A 15089-nucleotide genomic window follows, 5' to 3' on the forward strand; every position below is an offset into this window, starting at 1 on the left:
AGGGGTGGGCGTCGTCGGCGCGCGCCCCGTCACCATCGCGGTCACGGTCGCTGTTCACGTTCATCTGGGTCTCGGACACGTCTTCTCGGGCACGTCGAAGCGGACAGGATCCTGACCGATTCTACGGACCTAGACCCCGTCGGCGTCCTTCAGCATCGTCAGCGCCCGCCTCGCCACCTCGCGGCCGATCGGGAGCGCGGCCGTCGCCGCCGGCGACGGGGCGTTGAGCACGTGCACCGTGCGCGGGGACTCCTGGATCAGGAAGTCGTCGGCCAGCGTGCCGTCCCGCAGCACCGCCTGGGCGCGCACCCCGGCCGTCGCGGGGCGCAGGTCCGCGTCCGTCACGGCGGGCAGCAGCCGGCGTACGGCGGTGGCGAAGGCGCGCTTGGACAGCGAGCGGCGCAGCTCGCCCGCGCCGTAACGCCAGTGTCTGCGCGCTATCCGCCAGGAGCCGGGCCAGCCGAGTGTGCCCGCCAGCTCACGGGGGCGCACGGCGGACCAGGAGTAGCCCTCCCTGGCCAGTGCGGGCACCGCGTTGGGGCCGACATGCACGCCGCCGTCGACGCCGCGCGTCAGATGCACCCCCAGGAACGGAAAGGCCGGATCCGGCACCGGATAGACAAGTCCGCGGACCAGACCGGGCCTGGCCAGTTCGAAGTACTCGCCGCGGAACGGGACGATCCGCATGCCCGGGTCGTCGCCCGTCAGCCGTGCCACCCGGTCGCACTGAAGCCCCGCGCAGTTGACGAGGGCGCGGGCCCTGACCACCTCTCCGGAGGACGTACGCACCGCGACACCCCAGGCCCGCCGGTCGATGACGGTGACCTCGGCGCCGTACCGCACGGACGCGCCCGACGCCTCGGCCGAGTCGGCGAGCCGCGCCGCGACGGCCCCGAAGTCGCACACCCCGGTCGTGCCGACGTGGATCGCGGCCAGACCGCGCACCTCCGGCTCGTACTCCATGATCTGCGCCGGGCCCAGCTCCCGCACCGGGATGCCGTTCTCCCTGCCGCGCTGGACCAGGGCGTGCAGCCGGGGCAGCTCGTCGCGGCCGGTGGCGACGATCAGCTTGCCGGTGACCTCGTGCGCGATGCCGTACTCCGCGCAGAACTTGACCATCTCGGCGGCGCCCTTGATCGCGTAACGCGCCTTGAGGGAGCCGGGGCGGTAGTACACACCGCTGTGGATGACTCCGCTGTTGTGGCCCGTCTGGTGCCGCGCCGGGCCCGGTTCCTTCTCCAGGACCGTCACACGGGTGCCGGGCGCGGCCCGGGTGAGGGCGTAGGCCGTCGACAGACCGACGATGCCGCCGCCGATCACCAGCACGTCGCAGTCGTAGCCGTGCCGGTAGCCCTGCCCGTAGCCACGGCCGCTCACGCGACCCGAGCCGTCTTTCATCACCCGCGCAACCTCCCACCCCGATAGTGCACTGGCCCACTGACAATGCCCTTAAACCACCGAGGTACCACGCGTGTCCCGCATCGTTCACCAAGCATTACGGCGGCGGTCCCACCACCGGCGCATACGGCCACCGGCGTGTAGGGCCCCACCGGCCCGTACGACTTACGCCGGCGCCACCAGCAGCGGGCGTGCCCGCTCCCGCAGCTCCGCGACCCGTGGCTCGTCGCCGTACGGCTCAAGGCGGTGCAGCAGGTCCCGTACGTACTCCGTGGTGCGCGCCGACGAGATCCGCCCGGCCACCTCCACGGCACGGGTCCCCGCCGCGCACGCCGCGTCCAGATTCCCGGACTCCAGCTCGGCGACCGCGCTCACCACCAGGCGCAACCCGTGCGACCGCGCGAACTCCTCGGTCGGCCGCGACAGCGCCTGCTCCGTGAAGCGCCGCATCTGCCGAGGCGCCTTCAGATCGCGGTAGCACTCGGCGGCGTCGGCGGCGAAACGGTCGTACGAGTAGAAGCCCAGCCAGCTGGGATCCGCGTCGCCCGCCCGCGAACGCTCCAGCCAACCCTCGGCCGCCTTCAGCGCCGCTCCGGCCGCCGCCGCGTCGCCCGCCTTCGCGTGCGCGCGCGCCTCCACCAGCCGGAAGAAGCTCATCGTGCGCGCCGTCGCGAGGCCCCTGTTGCGTTCGAGCGCGGCCTGGGCCAGGTCGACGCCCTCGTCGGCGAAGCCCCGGTAGGTCGCCTGGAGGGACATCGAGGCCAGGACATAGCCGCCGAGCGGCACGTCGGCCGCCGCGCGGGCCAGGCGCAGCGCCTGGATGTAGTAGCGCTGCGCGGCCTCCTGCTGACCGGTGTCGAAGGCCATCCACCCGGCGAGCCTGGTCAGTTCGGCGGTCGCGCCGAAGAGTCCGCGGCCGACCTCGTCGCTGTACGCGGCGAGCAGCAGCGGCGCCGCGTCGACCCGCAGACACTCGGGCACCATCGACGAACGCCAGTCCCCGCCGCCGTACTTGGAGTCCCAGCGCCGGGCGTCGGCCGCCGCCTCGCGGAGCTTGGCGACATCGCTGTGGCCCACGCGCAGCGGCGAGACCTCGCCGCCGTCGGCCCCCGGAGGGCCCGTGGGGGCCGCGGTGCCGGGTGGGAGGGGCGACGCGGGCGGACCGGTCAACCCGGGTCCGCCGTGCGCCGCGTGCGCTCTCCGTGCCGCCTCGGCCATCGCCGCGTCCCGCGCGACGGACGAGTCGGCGGGCGATATCAGCCACCGTGAGGCGGGCGTGGCATAGGCGCTGACCGCGAAGGAACCGGCCAGCGACTGCCAGATGCCGCCGCTGCCCGCCCGCCGGCCCGCCAGGTCCAGCCGGTACAGATCGGTCGCCGACCGCACCGCCTCACCCACGTCGCGAGGGAAGGCGAGACCCACCTCAGGCGCCGGATCGGCGTCGGCCAGGCCGATTTCGTGCAGTGGTACGGGACGGCCCAGCTTGGCGCCGATGGCCGCGGCGATCAGATGGGGCGCCGCACCCTGCGGAACCATCCCCTTCGAAACCCACCGCGCCACCGACGTTTTGTCGTATCGAAGCGTCAGACCGCGCTGCGACCCGAGGTCGTTGACCCGCCGGGCGAGACCGGCGTTGCTGATTCCCGCGAGGGCGAGAACGGTGCCGAGCTTCTCGTTCGGCCCGCGTAGCTCCCTGGACATGCGCCACCCCTCGACACACAGACGGCCGCCCCGCCGACTCCTCTTGTGAGGAACCCCGTGGCATTCGTAAACCCAGCGTAGTTCGCCGCATCCCCACCGTTAAGGGGCGGAGGTCCGGATGGCGGGATTGTTGTCCGTACGCGAGTACGCGCAAAACTCGCCCCGACTCGAACGTGCTCCGGGTGTGTGGCCGTGCGCCCGGCCGTGCGCTCTTGGCCAAAAGAGGCCGTGAGCGCTTCCATGAGTGCTGCGTGGGTCGGCCCACTGCGTACTGGAACCAGTGGGCTGGGGGACACCGCCGCCTCATTTCCCCGCGGGTGGCGGATCGGTCCGGGAGGCGAAGGCGCCTCCCGGACTGTACGTTCGCCGACGTTCTGTCGGCCGATCAGGCTCGGAGATTGGCTGAATGCTGCCTGTCCGACCTGAGCCCCTCACCGCCCCAATTGTCCTTTGCCAGGGGCGCATTCGCATTTCGCGCTCCCTCGCCGGGTCCCCTCCTGTGTGCCGTTGTCGTGGCAGCATGTTCATGAACGACCGATGACAACGGGTACGACTCTTGATCCACAGGCTGTGGAGGCGGCGATGCGCTGGTTGGTGGGGTGGAGCAGTATCGCCGCGAGCTTCGGCACGGCGGGAGCCGTGGGCGATCAGTCCGAGGGCCGGTCGGTCCACCCCGTCGGATCCCAACTCCTGTGGGGCGACCCGGATCCGCTGTGGGCCGTGGGCGACTGGCGCGACGACGAAGTACGTGTCGTCAGCGTCGACGCCTTCACCCGGCTCGCCGTGTTCGGCTGCTGCGGAGCCACCGACGAACAGCTGAAGCTGGGCCTGTTCGCCGCGCGCGGCGGCGCCCTGCGCCATCTCACCGCCTGGCCGGGCAGCTACACGGCGGTCGCGCAGATCGGCCGCCGGATCACCGTCGCGGGCGATCTGGCGGGCGCCAGACCCGTCTTCCACACCCCCTGGGCGAACGGCACGGCCTACGCCACCGCCGCCCTCCCGCTCGCCGACCTCATCGAGGCACAGCTGGACATCGGGCACCTGGCCGCGCTGCTCGCCTGCCCCGAGACCCCCGAAGCGCTGCGCGACTCCACCCCGTACGCGGGCGTCAAACGCGTCCCGCCCGGCCACGCCCTCGTCCTGCGCGAGGGCTCCCGCGAGATCACCGGGTACGAACAGGTCGCCTCACTCGCCGTCGCCGCGCCCCAGGTCGACCCCGAACGGGCCGTCGAGGGAGTCAGGGACGCCCTCGTCGAAGCCGTACGGGCCAGACTCCTGGCGCCGCGCCACGCCCCCGAGACCGCGCGGCCCGACCCCGGGCCCGTGCCCGGCATGGGCCCCGCCGACCGGCGCGCCGCGCGCGGCGGACCCGTCCCCGGCATCGGCGCCGACCTGTCGGGCGGCAGCGCGTCCGGCACGCTCGCGCTGCTCGCCGCCGGACTGCCGGGCGCGCCCGGCACCGTCCTCGGCCATGGCACCGGCGCCGGCGAACGGCTCCTCGCCGTCACCTTCAACGACCTGGTCACCGGCGGGCGCGAGGCCGAGCTGGAACGGGCCCGCGCCATGGCCTCCAACCCCCGGCTGCACCACGTGGTCGTCGCGGCGGGCGAAGAGGCCCTGCCGTACGCCGAGTTGGAAGGCCCGCTCACCGACGAGCCCGGCCCGTCCCTCGTCACCGCCGAACGCCACCGCCGCCGGCTCGCCGCGGGCAGCGCCGACCACTTCACCGGGGCCGGGGCCCGCGAGGTGCTGGACGCCCACCCGGCGCGCCTGGCCGACCTGCTGATCGACCGGCGCCGCCGCGATCTGCTGCGGCCGACCACCGCGCTCGCCAAGGCCCAACGGCCCTCGGCGGGCTCGCTGTTCGTGCCGCTGACCGTCTACCGCGCGGCCCGCCGCCTCGCCCGTACGCCGTACCGCACCGGCCTCGAACAGGCCGCCGCCCAGCTCCCCGGCGCACACCGCGACCGCGACGCCCCCGCCGCCGACGGGCCGTTGGGCGCCTCCCTCGCCGCGCTCACCTGGTCGCGTCCCGGACCGGCGGCGCGCTGGCTCACGGGGGAGGCTCTCGCTGAAGTATCGGTTCGCCTGACGGCGGCGGCGATCCGCCCCACATCCGTCCAGCGGCCCGGAGAGGCCCGCGCACGGGCCGCGCTCGCCCGGCACGCCGCCGACCACCGGATCTTCGAGCAGGCCGCTGAGATCCGCAGCCAGCGGCTTCACGCGCCGTTCTTCGACAACCAGGTGGTACGCGCCTGCCGGGCACTGCCCGAATCGCTACGTGTCCAGCCCGGCGCCCGCTCCGACATCCTGCGCACCGTCCTCGCGGGGACGGGCATCCACGACCTGCCGCCGGGCTGGGGCGCCACGACGCACGCGACGGAGGCCGCCGCGACCCGCACCGGAATGCGGGCGGCCGTCAACGACCTGATGGCCCTGTTCGACGCGCCGCTGCTGGCCGACGCGGGCCTCATCGAGGCGCGCGTGGTGCGCAAGGCACTGCGCAAGGCGGCCGAGGGCGAGCCGATCCCGCTGGACGGCATCGCCGACCTGGTCTCCACGGAACTGTGGCTCAGGCGCCTGCTCTCCCGCCGCGGCACCTGCTGGACGGGCTCGGCGGCGCCCCGCCAACGCGCCGTGGCGGGCGGCGTGATGCCGTCCCGCCCGACGCTGCGTCCGTAGCCGTTTCGGGGACGACGGACCGGGGACGACGGACCGGGGACGACGGACCGGCTCAACGGACCGGGGACGGTCCCTCAGCGGCAACTGATCCTGGACTGCGCCCAGTCCGCCACCGCCACCGAGTCGAACGGCGTGTGCGGCTCGACCACCAGGCGGATGGTCTCCTGGCCCCCGATCCCCACGCTCACCGGCACCGCCGCGTCGCCGCCGCGCACCACCGGGGACCGCCAGAGCCGGCCGCCGTCGCCGTACACGGAGAAGCGCAGCGCGCCGAGCCCGAGCGTCATGTCGTCGACGCCCACCAGCGCCTGGTAGGTGGCGCACCGGCGGTTCAGCTCGATGGTCACCGAACCCCGCGCGTGCATGGACGCCCCGTGCCCGTACCGCGTGCCGCCGATCGACATGCCGGGGCGCTGCCAGAGCCAACTGCTCTCCCCGATCCGCACCTGGGGCCCGGACCCGTCGCCCGTCACGTCGTACTTGAGCTGGTTCACCTGATACACCTCCGGCGCGGGAGGCGGCGGCGCCGGAGCGGGCGGCTTCGGTCGGGCGGCGGGCGGCGCCGGGGGCTTGGGCCTGGGCTTCGGCGGTGTCGGCTTCGCCTTCGTCGGCGTGGGGCTCGGCTTCGGTTCCGGTGCGGGCCTCTCCACCGCCGGGGTCGGCCGGGGCGCCGGTCCGGGCGCGGCCGGCGGCTTCAACTTCGGTGGTGGCGGCGCCTCTTCCGGCGTCACCGGCTGTACGACGGGCGGCTTCGCCTTCGGCTTGTCGGGGACCTCGTCCCCGGTCAGCGCCCACACCAGCCCGGCCGCCGCGGCGAGCGCGACCACCGCCGCGATCCCCGCCTTCATCGGCGCGCCCAGCCCTTCGGCCGCCGCACCGCCCGCCGCGCCGGCTCCCGCCGACCCCGACGCACCACCACCGGCCGCGGCAGCCGCCGCACCCGCTCCGGCCGCGCCCGCCGCCCCGCCGGCGACGACACCGGCGGCCTTGAGCGAGTACCCGGCCGCGAACCACCCGATGACCGCGAGCGGCAGCACCGCCGGAATCCCGGCGTTGACGTGTGCCAACTCGCCCGCCACGAGGCGGCACTTCGCGCACTCGTCCAAGTGCTTGCGCAGCCCGCGTTCGGCCCGGATCCGCAGACCGCCGCGCGCGTACGCCCCCAGCCGGTCGGCGTACTGCGCGCAGTCCCCGGCCGAGGCGACCGCCGTGTTCACATGCGCTTGGAGATACGCCTGCTTGAGACCTTCGCGCGCCCGACTGGCCAGCACGGCCGTGGCGTTGGCCGTCAGCCCGAACAGCGGCGCGACCGCGCTCGGCGACTCCTCCTCGACGGTGGTGTGCCAGAGCACGGCCTGCCAGCGCTCGGGCAGACTGCGGAACGCCTGCATGGCGAGCGACCGTTCGGCCTCGTGCATGGCGCGCACATCGGCGCCCAGGTCGAGGGTCTCGTCGTCCGACACCTCGGCCGAGCGGGCGGATTCCGCGGCGAACACCGCGAAGTCCTCGACCAGTTGCTCGCGCTTGGCGGTCTTCGTCCACGCGGCGGCGACGCGCCGTACGGTCGTGAGCAGATACGCGCGCACCGCCTGCTCCGGCCCGGCACCCCCGCGCACCGCCTGAAGCGTGCGCGCGAACACCTCTGCCGTCAGATCGTCGGCGGTGTGGGCGTCCCGGCAGCACGTGCGCGCATAGCGCAGTACGGCCGCCGAGTGCCGCCGGTACAACTCCTCGTACGCGCCGTCGTCGCCGTCCCGCATGCGCTGGATCAACTCGGCGTCCGACGGCGGCAGATCGGCGGCGGGCCCCTCGACGAGCGCGTCGCCCTCGACCGGAACGCCACCGCCACCGCCCTCGCGCTGCGGCGGCACACTCGGATCCGCCTCGCCCTGGGAAGGAGCGGGAGCGGCAGGAGTCGCGGGCGTCACCGGCCCGATGGGACCGGCAGCCCCGGAGGAACCTCCTGGCCCACCCTGGTTCGGCACCTGCCCGGAAGGCGGTCCCCCCGTCTCCGTACCGCCCGCGCCGCCGCCACCCAGTGGCTCGTCCCGTCCGTCACCGCTCATCGCGGAAGCCCCCGTAGCGTCCTGCAGACCCGAAACACCTGGCCAGCGTGCCACAGCGCCCGCCACCGCCAAACCCCTGTTGACAGCGACCACTCGTACGTGATTTAGCACCGGAACGGGGCACCGGCCCGGGGCCGTACGCGAAGAACTCGATCGGGTGCGGCGCAAACGCCGTTCACCAGGATGTTCCGTACCGGACAGGCCCGGAGACGCCCTGGACGGGCACCCACGAAGGACAGCTCACGGCAGGGGCGGCACGGCCGACGGACGAACTACCGTCCGACGGCCGCACCACAGCCTCAAGTTGACGCCTGACGCGCGAGACAGAGACCTCGCACGCCGACCCTCAAGCCGCTGCCGCCTCACGCCGCGCGGGAGCGAAGCCCTTCGAGCAGGATGTCCAGCAGCCGCGCCGAAGCCGCCGCCTGCTGCGCCGCGTCCGGCAGCGCGGGCGCCGCCGTGGCTATCACCAGCAGCACATCGGCCACCGTCACACCCGGCCGAAGCTCGCCGGCCGACCGCGCGCGCTCGACCAACTGCCCCACGACATCGAGCAGTTCGACCGTGCCCGAAGCCGGGTCCACCAGGTCGCCGCCCAGAGATCCCGCGGTGCCGTCGGCCTCCGCCGACCCCAGGGACCCCGAAGGCTGCTGCCCGGCATGCTCACCGGAACCGACCACCCGCAGATCCGGGTGCCCGGACTGCCGCTGCTGCGGCACCCGTGCCTCGTCCGACGCCTCCGGGACGACCGTCGACTCGTCGACGTCCACCCCGACCCTCAGCACCTGCGGCGGCAGCAGCCTGCCCGCGCCGGAAGCCACCGACGTCCGCAGGAAGCGGGCGAGCGCGGACCACGGCTCGTCCTCCTGCCCCAGAGCCGCCCGCGCCTGCTCCGTCAGCCGGGAGGTCTCCTCCTCGGCTATCCGGCGGACCAGCACGTCCTTGCTGGGAAACCGTCGGTACACCGTGCCGACCCCGACCCGGGCCCGACGCGCCACGTCCTCCATCGGCGCCCCGTAACCCAGCTCGCCGAACACCTCACGAGCCGCCCGCAGGACGTGCTCGAGATTGCGCTGTGCGTCCACCCGCAGCGGTGCGGCACGGCCGATCCCGCCCGCGCTCGCGCGTCCGTTGCCGTCCATGGAAACGACGGCCTGCCAATGAGAATCCTGAATGTGCATAAGCGTTCCCCCGGTAATGACGTCTCCCCCCGGAGACCTCCCCGCCTGACAGCCGGGGCCGTCGACCCAGTCACGGTCGACCCCCCGACGAAGTACGAACATAGTTGAGCCCCGGGGAATTCAGAAGGGGGTGGTTCCGCACAGTGCGCCCCCCGATCGGAGCAAGGACCGGAAGATGCCTGATTCGACACTCTCCTTCCCTCCGGCCCGTACCCTCTGACCTGCGAACCTTCCCTGCCACAGGGGGATTTGCGCACGTCGGGCCGTCGAAGGGCTCCGGTCACACAATTTGCCGGGGCTGTGGACAAACCCCGGAGCCCGTTGCCTCATGGGGTGGTGAAGGCAGAGATCTCCCGGGGGACGACCCCCGCACCACCGCCCCGCGCACGCGTTCTCGTCATCGGCGGCGGCTACGTCGGGATGTACACCGCGCTCCGGCTCCAGCAGAAGCTCAAGCGCGGCGAGGCGGAGGTCGTGGTCGTGTCGCCCAACGCGTACATGACCTACCAGCCGTTCCTGCCCGAGGCCGCCGCCGGTTCGATCTCACCGCGCCATGTCGTGGTGCCGCTGCGCCGTGTCCTGCCGGACTGCACGATCATCGTCGGTGAGGCCAGATCCATCGACCACGCCAAGCGCGTCGCGACGCTCACCACCCTTGCGTCCGAGGAAGAGGCAGCGACCCGAGCGGCCGCAGACGGCTCAGACGGCACCGACGGCCCTGGCAGCTCCGACCGTCCGCACGTCGACAACGCGGCGGCCGACGCGCGCGAGACCCCCGGCTCCTTCGAGATGACGTACGACGAACTCGTCCTCGCCCCCGGCTCGATCTCCCGCACCCTCCCGGTCCCCGGCCTCGCCGAACACGGCATCGGCTTCAAGACCGTCGAGGAAGCCATCGCCCTGCGCAACCACGTCCTGGAACAGATGGACATCGCCTCCTCCACCCGCGACCCGGAACTGCGCGACGCCGCACTCACCTACGTCTTCGTCGGCGGCGGCTACGCGGGCGTCGAAGCCCTCGCCGAGCTGGCCGACATGGCCCGCTACGCCACCCGCTACTACCACAACGTCAAGGCCGACGACCTGAAGTGGATCCTCGTCGAGGCCTCCGACCACATCCTCCCCGAGGTCGGCCACGACATGGGCAAGTACGCGGTCCGCGAACTGCGCGCCCGCAACATAGACGTACGTCTCGAAACCCGGCTCGACTCCTGCGAGAACCGGGTGGCCGTCCTGAGTGACGGCACCCGCTTCCCCACCCGCACCGTCGTCTGGACGGCGGGCGTCAAACCCCACCCGATCCTCGCCGCCACCGATCTCCCCCTCGACAAGCGCGGCCGGCTCAGCTGTACGGCCAAACTCACCGTCGACGGCGCCGAACACGCCTGGTCGGCCGGCGACGCCGCCGCCGTCCCCGACCTGGCGGCGGACGAACCCGGCGCCGAATGCGCCCCCAACGCGCAACACGCCGTCCGCCAGGCCCGGGTACTCGCCGACAACATCGTCGCCTCGCTACGAGGCGAAACACTCCGGGACTACCGTCACCGGTACGCCGGCTCCGTCGCGTCGCTCGGTCTCCACAAGGGCGTCGCGCAGGTGTACGGCCGTAAACTCAAGGGCTACCCGGCCTGGCTGATGCACCGTATGTACCACCTCAGCCGCGTCCCGACCTTCAACCGCAAGGCGCGAGTACTGGCCGAATGGACCCTTTCCGGGCTCTTCAAACGGGAGATCGTCTCCCTCGGCTCTCTGGAGCACCCACGCGCCGAATTCGAACTCGCCGCCGGAAGGGAACGCCCCAGAGACGTCTGACGTCCCATGTCAGTGCGGTCGGCGACCCTGAACGTGTGACCATAGGTGGGTTCACATCTGCACAGAGTGATTCCGCAGAGAGCGACCCGACAGCCCGCCAAGGCGAACAGCAACGACACCATGAGGCCTGAAAATCCGTGAATTTCACGCGTTGGAGCGCCCGGCTCCCCGGTACACAGCGCCGCACCGCCGCGCGGACGGACGCCGGAGAGGCGCACTCGCCGGGTTCCGCCAGTTCCGTGCCCGCCGCCCGTGGTGAATTCGAACGACACGGCGAACGCAAGGGCGGAAGAGACGGCGGGGACGGAAGACGGGCAAGAGACGGCGGGACCGGAAAAGACGGCAGCCCGACGGGGATCCCAGCGCTCGAAGAGCTGGGCGTCCGCGACGTCCTCGACGGCCTCCCCGCCCTCGTCGCGCTGGTGTACGGCCAGGACCACCGCGTCGCGTACGTCAACGACGCCTACACCGACGCCTTCGGACCACGCGAGCCGGGCACGGCCGCGGCCGAGAGCTGCCCCGAGCTGGTCGAGCTGGGCCTGATGCCCCTGATGGACCAAGTGCTGCGCAGCGGAAAGCCCCGTACGGTCAAGTCCCGCAAGGTCCAGTCGGCCACGTTCGGCACGGCCCACGCCCTGGCCAACGGCTCCGCCACCGTGACACGCGACGGCTCGTACACGGTGACCTGCACCCCCGTCGACATCAGTGGATCCGGCGGCGTTCTCATCTTCGCCGCCGACGTCACCGACCACGCCGAGGCCGCCGAGCGCCTGCGCGCGAGCGAGCGCAGACTCCGCGAGACCGCCGTCGCCCTCCAGCGCTCGCTCCTCCCTCAGGAGCTGGAACAGCCCGACGACCTTCGCGTCGCCGCCACCTACCAGCCGGGCGGCACGGACGCGGCGGTCGGCGGCGACTGGTACGACGTGATCACCCTCGGCGCCGGCCGTACGGCCCTGGTCATCGGCGACGTCATGGGCCGCGGCGTCCGCGCGGCGGCCGTGATGGGCCAGCTGCGCACCGCCGTCCGCGCGTACGCCCGCCTCGACCTGCCCCCGCACGAAGTACTGCAACTGCTCGACGGACTCGCCGCCGAGATCGACCCCAGCCAGATCGCCACCTGCGCCTACGCCGTCCACGACCCCAACGAGGGCCGACTCGTCTACGCGTCGGCGGGCCACCTGCCGATCCTCGTCCGCGCCGAGGACGGCACCGTCGCGCGCGCGGCCGAACCGACCGGACCCCCGCTCGGCACCGGCGGCTGGATCCACACGTCCGGCACGATCGACCTCGCGCCCGGCTCCACCGCCGTCCTCTATACGGATGGTCTCGTCGAGCGCCGCAGCGAGGACATCGACGAGGGCGTGGCATCCCTGGAGCGCGCGCTGGCCGGCGCCAAGGGATCACCCCAGGTCGTCTGCGACCGGCTGATCCGCGCGATGGGCGTCACGGCCGAGCACGACGACGACGTCGCGGTACTGGTCCTCCAGCACCCCGCCCGCACCGGTCAGGCGGCCGAGCTTTTCCACAACGCCGCGCTCGACCTCCTCGGCGGCATCGAGGCGGCGCCGCGCGCCCGCGCGTTCGCCTCGGGGGTCCTCTCCTCGTGGCGCTTCCCCGTCGAGCTGAGAGACCTGGGCGTGCTCGCCACCAGCGAACTCGTCGCCAACTCCCTCCAGCACGGCACCCCGCCCATGCGCCTCAGACTCCGCCGTACGGACCGTCGGCTGATCATCGAGGTCACCGACGGGGACGACCATCTGCCACTGCGCCGCCACGCCGAACCGGCGGACGAGGCGGGCCGCGGCATCTCGATCGTCGCGACGATCGCCTCGTCCTGGGGCTCGCGCCGCACACCGGGCGGCGGCAAGGCGGTCTGGTGCGAGTTCGCGCTCCCTCATTAGGAGGCGGTCACGGCGGTCTCCGGCTTGTGTACGGCCACCACGCGCGACGTACGCGCGAGTGACGGCTGGTCCTGTACGGGCGTGAGCCGCCGGCCCAGCCGCAGCGCCAGCACGCTGACACCGAGCGAGAAGAGCACGAACGTCACGATGTACGGGCCGTGCAGCGCGGCCCCCATCGGCCCGCCCACAGCGGGCCCGACGGCCAGCGCGAGCTGCTTGACCAGGGCGAAAGCGGCGTTGTACTGCCCGACCATCTCGCCGGGCGCCAGGTCGGCCACCAGCGGAGCCACGGTCGGCGACAGCATCGACTCACCGAGCCCGAACAGCGCGTACGTGGAGATGAAGGCGGCGGTCGCCATCGTCTGGCTCCCGTGCCCCAGGCCCGCGTACCCCGCGATGATCCAGGCGACCGCCCAGATCAGCCCGACCGCGGCGATGACCCGGCTCCGCCTGCGCCGCTCGACCAGCCGGAGCACGACGAACTGCGCGACGACGATCACGGCGGTGTTCGCGGCCAGCGCGATCCCGAGCGTCGACGGGTCGATCCCGGCGGCCTCGGTGCCGTACGCGGCCAGCCCGGACTCGAACTGCCCGTAGCAGGCGAAGAACAGCACGAAGCCCAGCACACACAGCTGCACCATCGCCCGGTGCCCAAGCAGAGCGCGCAGCCCACCGCCCCCGGTCCGTGCCGCCTCCTTGGGAAGCGCGGTCGAGACGGAGGACGTACGGGGAAGCCGGACCGTCCCCGCGACGGCGGCCAGCACCAGGAACATGGCGGCCTCGATACCGAACAGCAGGGTGAAGCTCCCCGGCCGGCTGACGTCGACGAGCTGCCCACCGATCAGACCACCGACGCCGAGCCCGAGATTCTGCAGGAAGAACTGCGTCGCGAAGGCCCGCGTACGGGTCGACGGCGACGAGCACCAGACGATCATCGTGGCGAGCGCGGGCTGCATGACGGCGGTCCCGGCGCCGAGCAGCGCCGCAGAGAGCACGGCGGTCGGCACGGTGGCCGCCACCCCCATGCCCACGGCCCCCACGGCGGCCAGCACCGCACCACCGACGACGACGGGCAGCGGCCCGCGCCGGTCGATCGCGCGACCGGTGAAGGGCAGGGCGACGAGCGCGGCCATGGCGAAGACGGCCAGCACGGCCCCCGCCGTACTCGCACCCAGGTCCCGCACCTGGGCCACATACACATAGAGATACGGGACGGTGAACCCGAGCCCGAACGCGCTCAGCGCGTTCCCTGCCTGGATCCGGCGCATCGCGGCGCCCATCACCCTGGTCACACTCACCTGCCTTGGAGGATCGAAGGAGAAGCCGAAGACTGAAGACTGCAAGAACCGAAGGCTGAAGACTTCAAAGCTAAAGTTAGAGCCTCAACAATACACATCGAAGGACTTCAACGCGAACGATGCGCGTGCCATACTGCGCCGCATGTCAGACACCCCCGAGGAACCGAGCCTCGACGAACAGATCGCCGCCTATCAGCGAGAGTTCGACGACCTCGACCCCCAGGTGGAGAAGGTCGTCTCGGCACTCGGCCGGCTCAACCGCCGGATGAACGTGGCGTACGGGCGACAGGTCTCCGACCTCGGCATCAGCAACGCCGAGTGGGAGGTCCTCAAGACGCTGGTCCTGGCGGGAGCCCCGTACCGCCTGGGCCCGGGAGAACTGGCCAAGCGCCTCGGCCTCACCCCGGCGGCGATGACCCACCGCGTCGACCGCATGGCGGGCGAGGGCCTGGTCACGCGCGACCGGGACGAGAACAACCGGGTCCGGGTGATCGTCGAGCTGACGGACGAGGGCCGCACGAAGTGGCTGGAGGCCATGCGCATGGCCTCGAACTTCGAGGAGGACCTGCTCCAGGACCTCTCGGGCGACGAACGCGGAGTGCTGGGAGAGCTGCTGATCCGCCTCCTCCGCCGCGTGGAACACGCCCAACCGGATGCCGGCGGACGCCTGACCGACCTGGACTGAGCTGGGCTGACCTGCGGTTGACGGAGGGCGAACAGCCCAAGTTGACACCACCGGGGTCGGTCCGTAAGGTTCTTCGAGTTGTCATGGAGCCGTAACGGTTCTACGACACACTCCGGCCGCTTGAATGCGGCACACAAACTCTGCGGGACGCCCCCGACCGGGAACAATTTCGGCATGCCGAAATCCATTACCGGGACTCGATTTGTGAGTCGGCGGGGAAACGGGCTAGAGTTTGAAACGTCGGAACGGCCGAAGGGCCGGAAAGACAAACCCGCTGACTGGGAATCAGGCGCCGAAAGGTTCTGATAGAGTCGGAAACGCAGGACAGCAGGAACCGAAGGGAAGCCCGGAGGAAAGCCCGAGAG

At 72.3% G+C, this 15089-nt stretch carries 9 protein-coding genes; 4 read left to right on the top strand and 5 right to left on the bottom strand.

Translation table 11 applies throughout. From position 1 onward, the window contains the following. Positions 1-129 precede the first annotated feature (129 nt). Together lhgO and ACFT9I_RS34975 are read right to left on the bottom strand one after the other, a co-directional pair. A complete protein-coding gene (lhgO, locus tag ACFT9I_RS34970; RefSeq protein WP_382571198.1) occupies positions 130-1398 on the bottom strand; it encodes an L-2-hydroxyglutarate oxidase in 1269 nt (422 codons plus the stop codon). A 165-nt stretch (positions 1399-1563) separates the two neighbouring features. After that, entirely contained in the window at positions 1564-3099 is a 1536-nt protein-coding gene (locus ACFT9I_RS34975; protein ID WP_382571200.1) for a sporulation protein, read from the bottom strand. Between the two features lie 582 nt (positions 3100-3681). Between ACFT9I_RS34975 and ACFT9I_RS34980 the strand changes: the two genes are divergently transcribed. After that, positions 3682-5781: an asparagine synthase-related protein gene (locus ACFT9I_RS34980; protein WP_382571201.1), complete on the top strand. Its 2100-nt coding sequence runs from the start codon at positions 3682-3684 to the stop codon at positions 5779-5781. A gap of 74 nt (positions 5782-5855) precedes the next feature. On the opposite strand, the gene ACFT9I_RS34985 is transcribed toward ACFT9I_RS34980, so the two are convergent. Together ACFT9I_RS34985 and ACFT9I_RS34990 are read right to left on the bottom strand one after the other, a co-directional pair. Then, positions 5856-7847 carry a sigma-70 family RNA polymerase sigma factor gene (locus ACFT9I_RS34985; protein ID WP_382571203.1) on the bottom strand — a complete coding sequence of 664 codons (1992 nt, stop codon included), beginning with the start codon at positions 7845-7847 and terminating at the stop codon, positions 5856-5858. A 362-nt stretch (positions 7848-8209) separates the two neighbouring features. Then, positions 8210-9028 carry a TetR/AcrR family transcriptional regulator gene (locus tag ACFT9I_RS34990; RefSeq protein ID WP_382571205.1) on the bottom strand — a complete coding sequence of 273 codons (819 nt, stop codon included), beginning with the start codon at positions 9026-9028 and terminating at the stop codon, positions 8210-8212. 333 nt (positions 9029-9361) lie between these two features. On the opposite strand from ACFT9I_RS34990, the gene ACFT9I_RS34995 reads away from it, so the two are divergent. Both ACFT9I_RS34995 and ACFT9I_RS35000 read left to right on the top strand, forming a co-directional pair. Beyond that, positions 9362-10840 (top strand): NAD(P)/FAD-dependent oxidoreductase, encoded by a 1479-nt coding sequence (locus ACFT9I_RS34995; protein ID WP_382571207.1) that lies wholly within the window; start codon positions 9362-9364, stop codon positions 10838-10840. Positions 10841-10977: 137 nt separating this feature from the next. Next, the gene (locus ACFT9I_RS35000) at positions 10978-12741 is read left to right on the top strand and encodes a SpoIIE family protein phosphatase (RefSeq protein ID WP_382571208.1); all 1764 of its coding nucleotides are present in this window, start codon (positions 10978-10980) and stop codon (positions 12739-12741) included. Here ACFT9I_RS35000 and ACFT9I_RS35005 read toward each other — a convergent pair. Beyond that, the gene (locus tag ACFT9I_RS35005) at positions 12738-14021 is read right to left on the bottom strand and encodes an MFS transporter (protein ID WP_382571217.1); all 1284 of its coding nucleotides are present in this window, start codon (positions 14019-14021) and stop codon (positions 12738-12740) included. The two genes, ACFT9I_RS35000 and ACFT9I_RS35005, sit on opposite strands and share 4 nt — an antisense overlap. A 160-nt stretch (positions 14022-14181) precedes the next feature. Here ACFT9I_RS35005 and ACFT9I_RS35010 point away from each other — a divergent pair, with 160 nt between their 5' ends. Further along, entirely contained in the window at positions 14182-14724 is a 543-nt protein-coding gene (locus ACFT9I_RS35010) for a MarR family winged helix-turn-helix transcriptional regulator (RefSeq protein WP_382571209.1), read from the top strand. The last annotated feature ends 365 nt before the right edge of the window (positions 14725-15089 follow it).

The organism is Streptomyces sp. NPDC057137 (assembly GCF_042670825.1).
Lineage (GTDB): Bacteria > Actinomycetota > Actinomycetes > Streptomycetales > Streptomycetaceae > Streptomyces.